The organism is Krasilnikovia cinnamomea (genome assembly GCF_004217545.1).
GTDB classification, from domain to species: Bacteria; Actinomycetota; Actinomycetes; order Mycobacteriales; family Micromonosporaceae; genus Actinoplanes; species Actinoplanes cinnamomeus.
On record NZ_SHKY01000001.1, the window covers coordinates 2104789 to 2119968 of the forward strand.

Annotated in this window: 15 protein-coding genes; 6 read left to right on the top strand and 9 right to left on the bottom strand. The window is 65.6% G+C overall.

Going from position 1 to position 15180, the window contains the following annotated elements:
* The first annotated feature begins 122 nt into the window (after window positions 1-122).
* Together EV385_RS09305 and EV385_RS09310 are read left to right on the top strand one after the other, a co-directional pair.
* Window positions 123-863, top strand: coding sequence for an ATP-binding protein (locus tag EV385_RS09305; RefSeq protein WP_130509105.1), 741 nt, complete (start codon window positions 123-125; stop codon window positions 861-863).
* Between the two features lie 175 nt (window positions 864-1038).
* Window positions 1039-1932, top strand: coding sequence for an ATP-binding protein (locus tag EV385_RS09310; RefSeq protein ID WP_130509106.1), 894 nt, complete (start codon window positions 1039-1041; stop codon window positions 1930-1932).
* A gap of 7 nt (window positions 1933-1939) precedes the next feature.
* On the opposite strand, the gene EV385_RS09315 is transcribed toward EV385_RS09310, so the two are convergent.
* The 5 genes from EV385_RS09315 to EV385_RS09335 form a co-directional block, all read right to left on the bottom strand.
* A complete protein-coding gene (locus tag EV385_RS09315; RefSeq protein ID WP_130509107.1) occupies window positions 1940-2590 on the bottom strand; it encodes a hypothetical protein in 651 nt (216 codons plus the stop codon).
* Window positions 2587-5112 carry a P-loop NTPase fold protein gene (locus tag EV385_RS09320; protein WP_130509108.1) on the bottom strand — a complete coding sequence of 842 codons (2526 nt, stop codon included), beginning with the start codon at window positions 5110-5112 and terminating at the stop codon, window positions 2587-2589. Before EV385_RS09320 ends, EV385_RS09315 begins: the two co-directional genes overlap by 4 nt.
* A gap of 227 nt (window positions 5113-5339) precedes the next feature.
* Window positions 5340-5942, bottom strand: coding sequence for a GNAT family N-acetyltransferase (locus EV385_RS09325; RefSeq protein ID WP_242624790.1), 603 nt, complete (start codon window positions 5940-5942; stop codon window positions 5340-5342).
* A gap of 107 nt (window positions 5943-6049) precedes the next feature.
* Window positions 6050-6247, bottom strand: coding sequence for a DUF397 domain-containing protein (locus EV385_RS09330; protein WP_130509110.1), 198 nt, complete (start codon window positions 6245-6247; stop codon window positions 6050-6052).
* A 15-nt stretch (window positions 6248-6262) separates the two neighbouring features.
* Complete coding sequence (locus tag EV385_RS09335) at window positions 6263-7135, bottom strand: helix-turn-helix domain-containing protein (protein ID WP_130509111.1); 873 nt, start codon at window positions 7133-7135, stop codon at window positions 6263-6265.
* A 193-nt stretch (window positions 7136-7328) separates the two neighbouring features.
* Between EV385_RS09335 and EV385_RS09340 the strand changes: the two genes are divergently transcribed.
* Together EV385_RS09340 and EV385_RS09345 are read left to right on the top strand one after the other, a co-directional pair.
* The gene (locus EV385_RS09340) at window positions 7329-7670 is read left to right on the top strand and encodes a hypothetical protein (protein WP_242624791.1); all 342 of its coding nucleotides are present in this window, start codon (window positions 7329-7331) and stop codon (window positions 7668-7670) included.
* Window positions 7667-7900, top strand: a complete 234-nt coding sequence (locus tag EV385_RS09345; protein WP_130509112.1) for a hypothetical protein — start codon at window positions 7667-7669, stop codon at window positions 7898-7900. The genes EV385_RS09340 and EV385_RS09345 overlap by 4 nt, the downstream gene beginning before the upstream one ends.
* A gap of 368 nt (window positions 7901-8268) precedes the next feature.
* Here EV385_RS09345 and EV385_RS09350 read toward each other — a convergent pair whose 3' ends face one another.
* The 3 genes from EV385_RS09350 to EV385_RS09365 form a co-directional block, all read right to left on the bottom strand.
* Window positions 8269-8751, bottom strand: coding sequence for an SAM-dependent methyltransferase (locus EV385_RS09350; RefSeq protein WP_130509113.1), 483 nt, complete (start codon window positions 8749-8751; stop codon window positions 8269-8271).
* Between the two features lie 32 nt (window positions 8752-8783).
* A complete protein-coding gene (locus EV385_RS09355) occupies window positions 8784-10172 on the bottom strand; it encodes an NsdA family TPR-like regulatory protein (RefSeq protein WP_242624792.1) in 1389 nt (462 codons plus the stop codon).
* 986 nt (window positions 10173-11158) lie between these two features.
* Window positions 11159-11797, bottom strand: coding sequence for an RDD family protein (locus EV385_RS09365; RefSeq protein WP_242624793.1), 639 nt, complete (start codon window positions 11795-11797; stop codon window positions 11159-11161).
* Window positions 11798-12393: 596 nt separating this feature from the next.
* On the opposite strand from EV385_RS09365, the gene EV385_RS33840 reads away from it, so the two are divergent.
* Both EV385_RS33840 and EV385_RS09370 read left to right on the top strand, forming a co-directional pair.
* A complete protein-coding gene (locus EV385_RS33840) occupies window positions 12394-12543 on the top strand; it encodes a hypothetical protein (protein WP_165449430.1) in 150 nt (49 codons plus the stop codon).
* A gap of 320 nt (window positions 12544-12863) precedes the next feature.
* On the top strand, window positions 12864-13484 hold the full coding sequence (locus EV385_RS09370) for a DUF6518 family protein (RefSeq protein WP_130509115.1): 621 nt from the start codon (window positions 12864-12866) through the stop codon (window positions 13482-13484).
* A 272-nt stretch (window positions 13485-13756) separates the two neighbouring features.
* On the opposite strand, the gene EV385_RS09375 is transcribed toward EV385_RS09370, so the two are convergent.
* Window positions 13757-14845 carry a glycoside hydrolase family 26 protein gene (locus EV385_RS09375; protein ID WP_242624794.1) on the bottom strand — a complete coding sequence of 363 codons (1089 nt, stop codon included), beginning with the start codon at window positions 14843-14845 and terminating at the stop codon, window positions 13757-13759.
* Between the last annotated feature and the right edge of the window lie 335 nt (window positions 14846-15180).

Genomic DNA, 15180 nt, shown 5'->3' on the forward strand with positions numbered 1-15180 from the left:
TGGACCACGTAGGAATTGCAAATTGCAATTAATCCGAAACTTTCACTACGCCGGTGAAGTCGGATCGTGTCCGTACGCATTCCGGATAGCACAACGCCGGTTGTGGCGTGACCATGTGGGTTATGGCGTCGATCAGGTGCATGGTCGAGCAGGTCGGCATCCGGCTGCTCGTACACATGTCCGGTGAGCTATCCATGGCCAGCGCCCCGCGCGTGCGGGCCGAGCTGATGCGAGCCCTGGTCAGACAGCCGGACGCGGTGGTGGTGGATCTGGCCGACCTGGTGGTGCGCGAGCCGACGGCGGTGTCGGTGTTCGCGGCGGTCGCCCGGCAGGCCGCGATGTGGCCCGGCACTCCGCTGCTGGTGTGCACCGAGGACGACGAGGCGGTGCCGCTGCTCACCCAGGACGGATACGGCCGGCTGCCGGTGTTCGCCTCGGTCGAGCAGGCCCTGTCGGCGCCCGCCCCACGCCGGATGAACCTGGTGTGCGACACGTTGCTGCCGGTGACCAGCTCCGCCGGTCATGCGCGCCAGTTGGCCACCGAGGTCTGCGACCGGTGGGAACTGCCCCACCTGGCCGGCCCGGCCTGCCTGATCGCCAGCGAACTGGCCATCAACGCGGCCGTCCACGCCGGCACGCTGGCCGACATCCGCTTCGCGGTCGGCCGCCGCTACCTGATGATCAGCGTACGGGACGGGTCCACCGCCGAGCCGCGCCTCGGGTGGGCACCGCCGACCGATCCCGGTGCCGGCCGGGGACTGCTGATGGTGGACGCGACCGCGTACCGGTGGGGATGTCTCCCGATCGAGGGAGGCAAGGTGGTGTGGGCCAGTCTGCGAACCCGGGAAGCCCCTACGCCCTGACCTGCGGATCCGTCCATCTTGGTCGACGCGCTCGGCCGTCGGCGGGTCCTGTGCCGGACGCAAGGGGCACAATGCCCTATTTACACGCGTGATGATCGCGGGCAAGGTCGGTAGAGACCCCAACGCTGGGGCCGACCCCGGCCCACCCCTGCCCCACCCATCCTCTGGGGGACTCATGAGGCGCGACCAGCTACCGTTCCTGCTGGCCAATCCCCGCCGCAACCACGCGGCGGCGTGGGCATCCAGGACGCCCGACCAGTCGGTCACCGTCGTCGGCGACTTCGACACCACACTCACCGAGGTCGGGCTGCACGGCCGCTGGGATCCCCACCTGAAGGCCAAAGCCGCCCACATGCTGCGTTCCTGCCTCGTCGGCCAGCCCGCCGGAGTCATCGCCGACCTGCACGACCTTTCCGACCCGGCCGGGGAGAGCACTCCTCTGTGGTGCGCCGCCCGTACCTGGGGCGCGCACACCCCGTCCCCGGTGCCGGTCGTGGTGTGCCTGCCCACCGCCGCTCCCCTGGCCGCGATCATCACCTGTCGCGCCGCCCAATGGAACGTGCCCGTCTACCCGTCGCTGCCCGAGGCCCGCGCCGCCCTGAAATGCCACACGCTCCGGGCCCAGCGGATGACCCTGCACCTGGAACCCGAGGTCGACATCCTTCCCCTGGTCGCGCAGACCATCGGCGACGCCTGCGCCGCCTGGGACCTGATGCCCCTGCACCGCGCGGCCAGCGCCGTGCTCACCGAACTCGTCAGCAACGCCATCGAGCACGCCGGGACGCGCATCGACGTCGCCGTCACCCGCCGCCCGTCCGGGTTACACCTGGCCGTCCACGACCGCGACCCCCGGCTGCCGCACCTGCCCGGCGCCGCGCCCGGCGGCTCCGGCGACCCCGCCCGACACGGCGACGGGCTCCGCCTCGTCCACACCTCCGCCACCGCCTGGGGCGCCCTGCCCACCCGTACGGGAAAGATCGTGTGGGCCGTCCTCACCACCAAGGGCACCAGCGAGCGCAGCCTCCGCCCCTCCGCGATCCCCGGTACGACCGGCCCGCGCCGCAGATAGCCCCCGCCTATCCGCGCGCGCGCCAGCCGAAGCCGCGCCCGTCGTCCCGGAGGCCCGCGCCCTCGATAATCACGAGCAAGCCATGAAATACCTGATCCTCGAACTGCCGCAGGGAGTGCCTGAGATCTTCAACGGCCTTGTCCGAGCCGATGTCAATTGAATCCGTGACGAACTCGCCGCCGTCCGGGAATTTGATGTGGTGTCTGAGTCTGTCGCCAGTTCGCTCCAGGTCCCACTTGACGGATGCGTCGTAGTGGTACATCCGAATCGATTCATGTTCGGCTGCAGGGCGTTGCTGGGCGAAGCCAGCGTGCATGATTCTGGCGCTGGCCGTGGTCAAGGATGTCTCAATCAACTCATCGCGAGACACCAGGTCTTCATTCAACTTCGATAATGCCCGGAGCGCGCTTCGCGCCTGGAGCTGCGCATCAGCAAGTGTGGTCGGCTTGGAAAGCGCATCGATCCGCTTGCCCAGCCGCTGCTCCGCTACCCAGATATAGCCGAAGAGGAATACGGTTGTCCCAAGATTCACGATGACGCTCTGCAGGTAGTCCCAGCGAATCAGTGCTCCACACAGAGTGAGCGCAACTCCACCAACACCGAACAGAGAGATCCGCGTCCAATCGATCCGGTCCGGGTCACCAGCATCTCGATTCATTGCGGACCCGGCCCGATCAGCTCCAGCGCCTTGCTGGTGTACTGCGGGTATGACTCGTCCCAACTGAGGTTGTCCCACCACTGCCCGGTCGGATCGAGCAGGTCGACTGGCAAGGCCTCCGACTCGATAGGAATCTTGGGCAGCTCCTGGCCGAGCAGCGCGCCGGCGGCCGCCTTTCCGTATCCACGGTCGTTCAGATTGAGAGCCAGGGTGCGGCGAAGCCAGTTGTTCGCCGCCAGGACCGCATAGACATCAAGATAGATGGCTAGCGCAGCATTCTTGTACCCCAGCCTTCCCAGGACGTACGCTATATCCTTTTCCGCATTTGCGGGCTCACCAAACCTCGCCATGGTGCCGGTACGCAGAAGATAGAGCAACAGCCGCGCGGCATCCGTCTCGGTCTCCAGATTCTCTCCCCACTGAAACAGGGTGTCGGCCAACAGTTTCAGCGTGCGGAAGCGCTCGGCATCGGTCCCACACGCGGAAAAGACTGTTTGGCATGTCTTATGGAGGGCGTCGAGATTCATCAGCCACCGAAGGTGCTTCTTCTTGGTGACTCCGAGGAGGCGTCCGAGATCCGACGGGTTCGGGTCACGTGTCAGCGCGATCCGCAGGGTCTCGAAATCGGAGGCGATATCAGAAAGCCCATCCTGCAGGGCAAGCCGAACCCGGAGGGCCAACGTCCTCGCGCGGAACTCCTGCTGCCGATCAGGTAGTGCCAGGGCTCGCTCGACCGCTTCCCCCGCTTCCTTCAGGTAGCTGGTCCGTTCACTCACCAAGATGCATTGCACGAAGTTGAGATTCAGGTTCTCCCGATCCGGGCTGGCGTGAATCGCCAAACGGTGAAGGTCGATCGCCAGATCGACGTCATCTAACCGCTCGGCGATTAGCGCGGCGTTACCGACCGTGCCGGAAACCCCGGAAAGATCATGGATTCCTCGAGCGATCTGCAGGACGTCTCGTGTTTTTGCGAGCGCCTCGGAAGGGTCGGATTCCTCCTCCTGCCGGGCAAGCATGTAGCTCATGATCAGACGATTCTGCGGGTCATGCGGGAGGTTGCCCGCGTCGACGTCCCGGTCACTGACGGGAGTCCGCTGATCGACCGGCTCCAGGTCCCTGGCGTCCAGGGTGGGCACATCCGTGGACCTGGTCTCCCCGGCGCTTCCTGATTCGCTACCGAGCTTGTCGGCGTCCGCCTGCTGCGCTCTCGGCGGTTCCCAGGCCGGTTCTGCCGCCAGGTAGATGGCGACCGCCGGGTCGTCCAACGGATTCAGGATCAGGCCCTCGGCATCTGCCAGATGTTCGAATGGCTGCCGGAGGCTCTCCCCTTCCATGCCCCACAACGGAGTAAGCTTGCGCCCAATGGTGCGCAATGTCGTAACCCTCGACGCGCTCACCTCGTCAAGCGTTTCAGCCGGCCAGATCATGCGCCACCAGAAATCCGGCCAGAACGCTTTGAGGATCCACCGCTTGACTAGTTCCGGCGTCAACTCGACTTGCGGCTGCGGGCGAAATTCGGCCAGAAACGTATTCAACCTGTACTTCACCGCCCGTGGCGTCGTCCTCCCGTCCGCCGAGTGCAGCACCGGAGCGAACACCGAATCGAGTGGGTGATCCATCGGCTCCAGTTCAAGCAAACGCTGAAGTTCGCCGATCCGCTGGCGGTCGACGCTGGAAACCGCGGTCTCGAGGAGCTGGCTCAAGAATGCCGAGATTTCGCGCGAGTTCGTCAACATGTCCGGGACCTCGAAACCCAGGTGGACGTACTTCTCGAGCGCCTCCGCCGGGCTTCGCGGCCCAAGCGGGAAGGTACTCTGCTGGAGAGACTCCAAGAGATGCGCCCGATTTGCTGCCAGGACGAAGTAGATACCCGCACCCCGCGCGCTGACCCAGTAGTTTGTGGCCACGAGGAGTTGGACCGTGAATTCCGCGGAACACCGGTCGAGGTCGTCGATGAATATGACATGAATTGGCCGGCCCTCGTCGTTGTCGCGGCCGCGACCAATCATCTCGCGCAGCCAATGTTCAAGCATTGGCGGTGCGCCCTCATACCGCGCAAGGGCATCGAGAAACTTGATCGAACTTTGCAGGTCCCACTGGGCTCCGTTGTTCGCCAACAGGCTACCGGCATCTGCCGGCCGTAGCTCCGAAAGCAGATCGGTGGCCCTGGTCAGAACGTCCGGACTGCTAAGCAGAATCTGCAGTGCCAGACTGGCCCGAACGTTGTTGTGCTGTTCCCACAAAGGCGCATCGAATTCAGAAATGAAGACGCTCACGCCCGCCTGCTCCGCCGCTTCCCTGACCAGATCTTCCACGAGCCGCAATGCGGAAGACTTCCCAGCACCCCACTTCCCATACAGCCCGAAGATCATCGGCGACGGGCGCGGTGCGCGACTCGCCGTTACGATGTGCTCGGCGATGCTTCTGAGATTGTGCACGAAATCGGGTCTGGTACTGAACAGGACGTCATCTTCAGGCTCGACTGGTCCGGATTCAACGAAATGACCGAATTGGACTGCCATGCATCCTCCCGGAACGTACCGTCCGGCACTACACGCTTACAGAGATTACCTGTCTTGTACCGGACGGCACGTGCGCATTCGTCGAACGATGTGGACAGACGTGCGGTTCTTCCGCGGGAAAGACCGCGACTGTCGTTCACCCGACACTTATGCGGGTTCGCAGGAGGATTTGACGATCCGCCGGCGCGGCGAGGAGGCCGCCGCTTCTCGTCGCCCGGCGACGCGGACTAGCGACGTCCCGCCGGGAGCTCTCGGTGGGAGGGCCATTCTTCGGCGAGCATCGCGAAGTCCAGCTCCGTACTCCACTCGCCCTTGAAGAATTCGTTGTGTACGAGGCGGGCCTCCTGGCGCATCCCCAGCCTGCGGGCGACGTTCGCGGACGCGCCGTTGCGCTCGTCGAGGCGGGCGATGATGCGGTGCAGGCCGAGCCCCTCGAAGCCGAGGCGCAGCATCGCGTGCGCCGCCTCGGTGGCGTAGCCGTGGCCGGCGTGATCGGGGTTGAAGACGTACCCGATCTCCCCGCCCAGGTGTTCGCGGCTGTGCCAGAACAGGATCACATCGCCGATGAGGGCGCCGCTGGCGGCCAGTTCGACGCCGAGCGTCAGGGCCTGGCCCTCGTCGGTCAGCCCGGTGTTGGCCCAGATCGTCGCCATCCGGTCGAGGACCTGCTGGCGGTCCATCGGGGCGAAGGGTACGTAGCGGCAGACGTCGGGCAGGCTCCGATAGGCCAGCAGGGCGTTGACGTCGTCGGGGGTCAGCGGGCGCAGGCGCAGGCGCTCGGTACGGATCGGATAGGTGGGATGCAGCTCCCGCTGTTGCTCAGATGACACGTCGATCATCGTGTCATTGCGCGCCCGGCAGCATGCCGGAATTCCCCTGGCAAACGAGGCCCGACCCCACGTTGGTGGGGCCGGGCCCGATCAGACCTCCGTGGGGCCTAGAGATCGAACTCGCCAGCCTTGACGCCGCCGATGAACGCAGCCCACTCGGCGTCGGTGAAGACCAGCGTTCCGCCGTCGCGGTCCTTTGTGTCACGAACCGCGACGATGCCGGGCAGGTTCTCTGCTACCTCGACGCAGTTGCCGTTGGCGCCACTGCGGGTGCTCTTGTGCCAGCGCGCACCGGTGAGATCCATCGGTCGCTCCTTCCGCTATGCGGCCTCCGCCGCTTCCTTGATCATTCTTAAGGTGTCGTCCGGGCTCAGCGCCTGCGCTGCGAGGCGCTGGAAGCTTGAGCGGTACCGGGCAACGTCTGCGTCCTGCTCCAGAAACAGACCCCCTCCCGAGTTCTCGGTGTAGATGAGCGGCGGGTCGGGATCCGAGAACTCCAGCGTGAGGAAGGACCCAGGCATACCAAGGTGTGCTCCCGCGCCGAAGGGGACGACTTGAATTGTGACGTTCGGTCGGCGCGAAGCTGCAATGAGATGCTCCAGTTGTTCGCGCATTAATGCGTCACCTCCGACCTTACGCCGGATCACTGCCTCGTCGAGGATCGCCCAGAGGGACAGCTTCGAGGGCTTGGTGAGCGCTTGCTGACGCCTCATCCGCACCTCGACCCGCCGCTCAATCTCGTCGTCCTCGGCCTCGGGCATCAGCGCTCGGGTGACCATCTCTGCATACGCCTCGGTTTGAAGGAGCCCTGGCACGAAGCTCAGTTCAAAGACCGACTCCCGGAACGCCTCAGCCTCGAAGCTGATCAGCGTGGCGTAGCTCTCGACGAGGTTGCCCTCGAACAGCTGGAGCCATCCAACCTCGCCGGACTGGCGGAGGAGGGCCTCAAGCTCGTCTCGGCGGTCCTTGGCGTTGACGCCGTAGAGATCGAGCAGGGCGCGGAGGGTCCGCTTCTGCGGTCGGGTCTGGGCCTTCTCGATGCGGAACAGGGCGCCGGTCGACAGCCCTGTCTCAACGGCAACTTGCTCTCTGGTCAATCCCGCCTCGCTGCGCAGGCTGAGAAGCTCCGCGGCGAGTCGACGTCGGCGGACCGTTGGTGGCTGCCTGCGCGTCGGCATGGGCTCGATCTCCATCCGTTGTCCTCTCACGAGTGTCCCGCGATGCCGCAGCGCGCCCCCGGCGGGGTGACATTAGAGCGCGTAGCAAAAGTATCAGTGATACTTGTATGGTTCACTCCTGCGCATGGTTGAACACAGCTGGTGATCTTTCCGATGACGCCCAGGCCAGCTGGGCGCCGCCTGCCGAGCACCCGTCAGGAGGCAACTCATGCAGCACCGGCACGGCCGAGCGGGCACAGAAGCCCTGGTCAAGCCATCGATACACCCGCCGGCACCAAGGTGCGAGCACCTACCCGGCCGCCCCGGTTGGGACTGCCTCGCCTGCGGCCGCCCGTGGCCGTGCGATCCCGCCCGCGAGGCGCTCGCGGCCGAGTACGCGGGCCACTCGCCGAGCCTGGCCGTCTATCTGAGCGCTCAGCACGGCCAGGCCTTGGAGGATCTGGTCGCGCAGACCGGCGAGATGCCTCGCGATCTGCACGAGCGCTTCCTCGGATGGGTCCGCGCCGCCGTGCCCCAGCAGCGGCAACGACCGGCGACGGGGATGGTGTGACCACGCGCCCGGTGCCGCACGACGACGGCCTTCCGGCTGGCGTCGAGCTGTCCCGCAGCGTGCTGGGTGGTTACGCCATACGTGTCGACGGCGTCTTCAAAGGTTGGATCCACTCCAGCCGCGATGGTGAATGGAACGCCTACCAGCGAACCGGCCCGACCACTCCAGGTCGGCTGCTAGGCACCTTCGCCAAGACCGAAGCGGTCCGCCGAATCGTCTCGGCCACGTGAATCGTCAGCAAGACAAGTCGGCGAATCCGAGTTCTCGCATCTCGCGAGCTGACGGGAGTGAAGGATGCACCAGAGGAGGCGCCGGATCCTGCGCCGCGCACGCTGCACCTGCGGATTGCCTTGGCCGTGCCTTGAGCTGAAGCTGCAAGCGCTCCGCCGGTCTTCGACGTTCTCAGCACCGACTGACGCCCCGCATTGGACCGTCGTCACGCAGGCCTACCCGCAGGTGGGTCGGCCGGGAAGCCTTACTCCGGGGCAACAGCATCGCTCCAGCGGACGATGGCGCCGCTGAACCCCCCGGCGGCAGGCCTATCCGCGCCCCCACCCGACGCCCTGCACCGAGGAACTGCAGGGGAAGGCAGGAGCTGCTACCGCTCGGGGGCGAAGTAGTCCGAGAGCATCGTCGTCGACCAGTCCGCTTGGCTGACCTCGCCGCGCGGGCCGAACTCGGTGAACCAGGGCTTGATGTCCAACACCGGCGTGCCGTCGACCGCGTCCAGTTCCTCAACGTGCAGGTCGAGGCCGTCGACCTTCGTCAGGCGGCACCGGGACACGCCGAGCCAGTTGATGCGGCGCATGTTGCGATGGCCGAAGATCCCCACCTCGGGCCAGGCCGGGTTGTCCCGAGGACGTCGCGCGCCGAGGTGGAGATCGGTGGGATCGGTGAGGTGGAACCGAAACACGATCTCCAAGTGGGAAAACGCCTCCAGGCCCTTCGTGGAATCCGGCGTGAACCTGTCGGCGTCTATCCGGATGATCGCCTGCGTCCCTCCCCAGTAGTCATCGGTCGGTTCGACGCGGCCACCTACCACGTGCCCCACCGGTTCGACCATGAACGCCTCGGCCGTCATCCTTGAACTCCTCCCCAGCATTCCGCTACGCGCTACGAATGTGCAGCTAGATAACTTGCGGCGCGGGCGTCGACGTCGTCGATGAGCCGGATTCGGCGCCCACGCAGCGGAGACAGCGTCCCGCGAATCGTTGCAGCGACCTGCCGGGTCCGGCCGGACCTGACGCCTTCCATCGCGTCGAGTGCACAGCCCCAGCTTCTGCAAGCCGCCTCAACTTCCCCCTGGCGCGCCTGCACCGCACCCAGGTACCCCAAGGTCACGGCGTGAGTGCGGGTGAAGGAGGCTGCGCTTCGGGTCCGTACGCTGCGCCTGAACTGCTGCACCGCTCCACGCAGGTCTCCCATGTCACGCAGGGTGCATGCGGTTTCATGGGCCAGGCTCGCCTCGGCGAAGAAGAACACGCGCTGCGGCTCATCATCGCCGGATTCCGCGCTTCTCAGGTCGGACTCGGCACGCAGTAGCGCCTGCGCGGCATCCTTGCTTTGCTTGCCCGCCGCAAGGGCGCGTGCGTTCACGATGCCCAACAGTGCGCGTTCCCGATAACAGGCAGCGTTGTATCTATTCCGGTCCATTGAGGCCGCCGCCAGCTGTTGCGCCTCACGATGATGACCAAGGTCGACAGCCTGATGCGCCATCGCTCGCAGCACATGCGCGGCCATAGCAGGATCATCAGCCTCAGCGGCAAGCTTCACGGACACATTGAAAAAGCCCTGCGCGGCAGCGTGCTCGCCATTGTCGAATGCCATCCAACCCGACAGATATGCGAGTTCACTGCCGACCGAAAAAATGTCGCGGCGAACACCGTCGTCCGAATATCTACCACGAAGAAAGACCGCAACGTCCGAATTCAGGTACTGAACCACAGCGGATCGAGCATGTCCGCCGCCCCGCCGCTGATCCATCCGGGAGAACAACGCGACGGCCTCCCGGACGGCGGCAACGTCGCCCCTGCCGACCTGGGCTCCCTCGGACGGCGCGCGCACGAGCGCTGCCATGCGTGCCCACCAGGCCGGATCGGGCAACGCCAACGCGGCCAGCGAGTAGGCGGTGGTGGCAAGCACGCGCCGTCGCGCAGCGTCCACGTACGCTCCCCCAAGATCCCTCAGCGAGACCAGCGTATCCGTATCCCATCCCAGCATGCCGTCCGCTGGCCGGGCAGCGCAGGTCAGGCCGATCTCCTCGGGCGTTACCGCCCGCCTCAGTCGGCGTGAGAGAACTTCGCACAGCAGTGCGGGCAGGCGACCGGAAGGCGTCACGCCCGCGACCCAATGTGAGACGTGGGAGCGTCCGATGCCCGCCACGTCAGTCGGAGGCGAGCTGTCGTCCGCGATCTCCCCGGCAACGCGCTGGATATCGCGTGCCACCTGGCCGTGGGTGAGATCAGCGGCAGCGATCATCGACAGAAGCTTGGCATTGGTCACCCGCCGTGCCCGCACGGTCGGCCCCCTTCGCCTGTCGATCTTTCACCTCGTTCACCACAGTGGCCCGCATGACATAGTGCCCATGGCAGGTGATCCGCGGTTGGCTCAACGTAGCGCAGGAGAAGCCTCCGGTGGAGGCCCCCGAAGCGTTGAGAGTCAATTCGAGGAGGTCTGGCGCTTGTACCTGAATGGGATTCCCCCAGCCATCGCCCGCTGGATAGGGGTGGGACTTTCCTCATGGCAGCGGCGGCGAGACGGTCACCCAAGTGCGATCGCGGAGCTCAAGGCCGGCCGAGGTGTGTCGCCGCACCGCAAGATATGGCGTGGAGTGCGACGCCATTGCTCATGCGGCCTGAGGTTGCCGTGCCCCGACGGCGGCGCCTGGCAATCAGGCGAGCCAATCCCCGACGGCGCCGCTCGCCTCGCCATGCGGCGAAAGTGATGCCGGGTACGGCTTCCGAGCATGTTGCCGCTCGCCCGTCCTGGCGCTGTGCAGAGTGCGAAGATCCATGGCCGTGTGCTGATGCCCGAATCAACCTCGCAGAGCAGCACCACGGCTGCCCAACGAGTCTCACGCTCTACCTCGCTTCATGTATGTACGACGCGTTGGAGGATCTGACCGAGAACCCCGGACCAGTACGAGATCTGTACGACCGGTTCCTCGGCTGGCTGCGGTAGTCCTCCACCGGAACCGCTTTGGCTCATCGCGCGTTCGCCGCATGCGTCTGGCCCGTTGTCCAACGTGCTCGGACGCGCCAGCGAGACGCCGCCTGTCCATGGCGGACGCGATGCGCGGAAGGAATTGCCTCGGCTGGGTCGAACGGTTCGAGCTTGACGTCTGCGGGACCCGTTCGCGCTTGGCACGGCTGGCCGGTAGCGGCCGGCTTGAGCTCATGCCGGCGCCCGCTCAGCCGGTGCTCAGGCGAAGGCAACTTGAGCACCGGCTGGCGGGCGTGAACATGTCACCGACGTGAGCGTGACACCGCTCAGCCGACCTTGAGGACCTGGGTGCCACCGGCGAACCGGTCGAACCAGTGCTGACGCTGCGGGTCGCTGTTGATGTTGACCAAAATCAAGACCACCGCTGCCAGCGTGGCCAGCCCGCCCAGGAGGCTGCCGATGATCGGAACGACGCCGGCGATGCCGAACGCCATGAAGATGTTCCGGCGGGCGGCCTGTTCCAGCGTCGGGTTGCTGACGTGATCTGGGCCGAACACCTTGAGCTTCATCACCTGCTTACCGATCGTCTGGCCCCGGCTGGACTCGAGGTAGGCGAAGTAGCCGAGATACAGGGCTGCGGTGGCAACTGCAGAGATGAACCCGGTGAGGAGCCAGGAATCCGAGATGAACGCGAGCACGATGTTGAGGATCACGCCCGTGACACCGACGATGACACCGTCGATGAACCTCGCCACGAACCGGTCGATCAAGCTGCCCGGTTGGCCAACTGCGTTCATGGGCATTCCCGGAGCGCCGCTCATTGGCGAGGTGAAGGGTGGCGGTGTGTAACCGGTCGCCGATGGCGGAGCACCGTAGACAGGCGGCGGGGGCGGAGATGCGGGAGGTGCCGACTCGTTGCCGTGTGGCCCCGCGAAGGGGTCGGGATTGGCCATCTTGTGTTCCATTTCTGGTAGGTACGGTGCGGTTTACGTCCCGGTTGGGGAGACGCCCGTGAGAAGCTGAAGCAGTTTAGACACTTTCCTGCATGTGGCGCGTGCTCGACTTTCGGCTCCAAGCGCTATGACGGGCCAGCTCGGCCACCAGCCCAGACGCAATACGCCCGCCGCCTCCACGCGGGGCAGCCGTCGGGCATATCGTGAACGCACATGCTGGCACCTCGCCGACACACAACGTGACGAGCTCAACCACGCATCGACGGCTTTGGCGCTCCAGATGAGTGCGGCTGGATTACTGGGGCCAGCAGCCGCGCAGAGCAGCTAGCAGGCGCTATGCGCTTCAGGGATGGGTTGGTTCGCCCACATGGAAGGGTTATACGCCAGCGTCCCGGACGGCGGACGGGTCCACAGCTGCTGGGCCGCCGTTGGCGCTGGAACGGGCAAATGCCGTTCCAGCGCGGTGGAGCTTTCGGGTGCCCATCACGGCCCGAACGGGCAGAGTCGACGACATCGAGGCTGCCCCAATGGGAACAGTCCTTGACCCGCGAACACCCCCTATAGTGCTTCGCCAATGACAAGCCGATCCTGTGGTGCGAACGGGGGCCTTGGAAACCTGGTATCAGCACCCCAACGGCGACGGCTGGACCGAAGATTCGTTCACCAAGTCGTTCCGCACCCTGGCGGAGCCGGTCGACGGCCTCGGGGACAAGGCGTTCTACAACGTGAAGAACCGATTGGCCGACGGTGGCAAGTAGTTCATCCTCGGCCCGGTGCCGCGTTCGCCGCGTCCAGACATCGGCAGATCCGGACTTGGCCGGGTCTGCCGATGTGACTGCGTGTGGTCGGCCGTTCCTGTCAGCTCGGCCACGAGCTCTATGTATTCGGTGGCGTACATGGCTCTGCACTTCAAGCCGTAGCCCGACACCGAAAGCATCTTCGTCGACCAGTCCGCTTGGCTGACCTCGCCTCGCGGGCCGAACTCGGTGAACCAGGGATTGGATTCCTGAACGGTGCCCTTGCCGACTCCGTCTGCAGTGGAGCGTCGATCAGCTTTGCCCTCTCCAGTACAGTGATCATGGTGAAAAGCCGAAATGTTGCCCTGGTGGCACCACTGGCCGGCGTGGCGCTCGGGGTCCTCGATTTCGTCTGGATCAAGTACGTACCGTCACCGTTCGGCGAGTTGGGCAACTCCATCGCCGTCTGGGCGGTCGTCGCGTTCCTGCTCACCTTCGGTAACCGATGGACGCTCTCCGCCGGCATTCTCGGTGGCGCCATCTGCCTGGTTGTGGCGGTGCCGAGCTACTACCTCGCTGCCACGCTGATCCAGAATGACAACCCGGCGAACATGTACAACGCGGTCGCGCTGCTCTGGATGGGGCTCGGCGTGGTGGCCGGCACGGTGTTCGGCGCGGCCGGCGTCCTGGCGCGGACCGGGGACGGCCTCGTCCGGTTGGCCGCCGCGGCCATGCCGGGCGCGGTGCTGTTCGCCGAGGCCGTGATGCAGGGCCGGCGCATCGGCGACCCCAACTATGAGACCGCGTCGCTCGTCGGGTACATCGCCGTCCTTCTCGCCTCCGGCGTGGCGGTCACCCTCCTGGTGTGCCGTTCCTGGCGCCAGCGGGGCATCGCACTGCTGCTGACCCTGCCGCTGACCGCGGTCGGATACGTCCTGCTGTTGCTCACCGGCTTCCGCTAGGGATTGAAGGCAGGCTGTTAGTTGGCCCCACCATGATGATTCAGTTCCTGTCCAATATGACCCCGGCAATTGGCATAACCGGGGAGTTACCGGCTGGCCGCGCAGCGCCTCAACGCCATCCACCCCAGTAACGCTTGTGGCTGCGGTGGAGCCGTCCGGGGGACAGTTAGACCGTCAGAATCACCCGGCCGCTGCCCTCGCGCTGGGCCGGGCATGGCACGAGCCGCCCGGCTGGTGCCGGGCGGCTCGTGGGGTTGCTGTGTGCTCCTGGGTCAGGCGATCTTCACGTTGAAGATGGGGTTCGCGGCCAGCGTCCGGAACGCGGCCAGGTTCTTCTTGGTGGAGTCGATGCTGATGTCGCGGTTGCCCTCGTCGTCGTGCTTGGTGTCGAAGTACACGATCGCCTTGATCCCGGGCCGCTTGGCCAGCTCCGGCAGCACGCTGTTGTAGCCGGCGGTCTTGTCGACCGGCTGGCCGATGCGGTGGTACACACCCCACTCAGCGATCATGATCGGCTTCGACGGGTGGTTCTTGACCGCCCAGTCGTACCAGCCCAGACCACCCTGACCCTTACCGCCCTTGGCCTTACGGTCAAGCAGGTCGGCGAACTGGCCGTAGTGGTAGTAGCCCTTCTCCGCGGACACGTACGAGTCCAGGCCGATCCAGTCCACCACGTCGTCGCCCGGGTACAGGTCGTTCCACCAGGACTGCGCCATCCACTTCTCGTTACCCATGTACGCCATCACGTTGATCGCGTTGTCCACACCCTTGCTGTCGAGGCGCGCGATGGTGTGCCGGTACATGGCCTTGAAGTCCTTGGCCTCCATCCCGGAACCCTTGCGCGGGTTCACGTCGTTCTCCGGCTCGTGGTTGAGCACGAGGAAGAACTTCTTGTCGCCGTAGGTGCTCTTCACCCGCTGGGCGAACTTGTCGATCCGGGCGTCCTGCTCGCCCTTGGCGACCTTGGCCCAGGTGGAGCCGTAGGCGACCTTCCAGTTGACCAGCAGCACCCGCGGCTTGGCCGGATCCGAGGTCATGGCGATCTCGCTCTTGGTCGGGAAGACCTCGTCACCCTTGTGGTAGGTGTGGAAGATCGACGCGGTACGACCGGACAGCTTCTCCCACTTCTTCAGCTCCGCGTCACGCGGCGCGCTGGTGAACCCACCCGCGGCGGCGCCCCACAGCACCCCACACGAGGGGACGAGCTTGGCGTCGGTGACGCAGCGCTGCGCGGTGGGCTTGGTCGTCTTACCCGCCTTCGCCGGGGCGGCGTGCGCGGCTCCGGCGGCGCCGATCACGGCGGTGGTGCCGGCCAGCATCGCGCCGAGCAGGGTGACGGCCTTGCGAACCTTGCGGCTCAAGCGAATCTCCTCCGTTTGGTCCGGCCCACGTCGGCCGGTCACATGAAGAAGATTCGGGGTCGGGGGGAGCACCCCCGGGTCCAGGAAGGTTTCCTAACGGTTGCACTCAAAACCGGGTCTGGTCGCCTGGCCTATCGGCAGGCCACATGCCCATCTAAAGAGATTCGCGGTCGCGAAGATGCAGCTCAGCGACGGCGGCGAGGCTGAGCCCTGCCCGGGGGATGCTCTGGCGTCGAGCGCGTCGTCCCGCCCCTGGGCGTATGACTGACAACGAGCCGGAACCCGCAACCGCCTATCCGCCCTCGCCCATGGTCGAGAAGGTTGAGGAACAGGCG

Bases quoted from the DNA above. Each gene is read 5' to 3' on its own strand.
- EV385_RS09305 (WP_130509105.1), top strand. From the start codon at position 123: ATGGCGTCGATCAGGTGCATGGTCGAGCAGGTCGGCATCCGGCTGCTC.
- EV385_RS09335 (WP_130509111.1), bottom strand. From the start codon at position 7,135: ATGGAGATCGAGCCCATGCCGACGCGCAGGCAGCCACCAACGGTCCGC.
- EV385_RS09310 (WP_130509106.1), top strand. From the start codon at position 1,039: ATGAGGCGCGACCAGCTACCGTTCCTGCTGGCCAATCCCCGCCGCAAC.
- EV385_RS09370 (WP_130509115.1), top strand. From the start codon at position 12,864: ATGGTGAAAAGCCGAAATGTTGCCCTGGTGGCACCACTGGCCGGCGTG.
- EV385_RS09340 (WP_242624791.1), top strand. From the start codon at position 7,329: ATGCAGCACCGGCACGGCCGAGCGGGCACAGAAGCCCTGGTCAAGCCA.
- EV385_RS09365 (WP_242624793.1), bottom strand. From the start codon at position 11,797: ATGGAACACAAGATGGCCAATCCCGACCCCTTCGCGGGGCCACACGGC.
- EV385_RS09315 (WP_130509107.1), bottom strand. From the start codon at position 2,590: ATGAATCGAGATGCTGGTGACCCGGACCGGATCGATTGGACGCGGATC.
- EV385_RS09330 (WP_130509110.1), bottom strand. From the start codon at position 6,247: ATGGATCTCACCGGTGCGCGCTGGCACAAGAGCACCCGCAGTGGCGCC.
- EV385_RS09320 (WP_130509108.1), bottom strand. From the start codon at position 5,112: ATGGCAGTCCAATTCGGTCATTTCGTTGAATCCGGACCAGTCGAGCCT.
- EV385_RS09350 (WP_130509113.1), bottom strand. From the start codon at position 8,751: ATGACGGCCGAGGCGTTCATGGTCGAACCGGTGGGGCACGTGGTAGGT.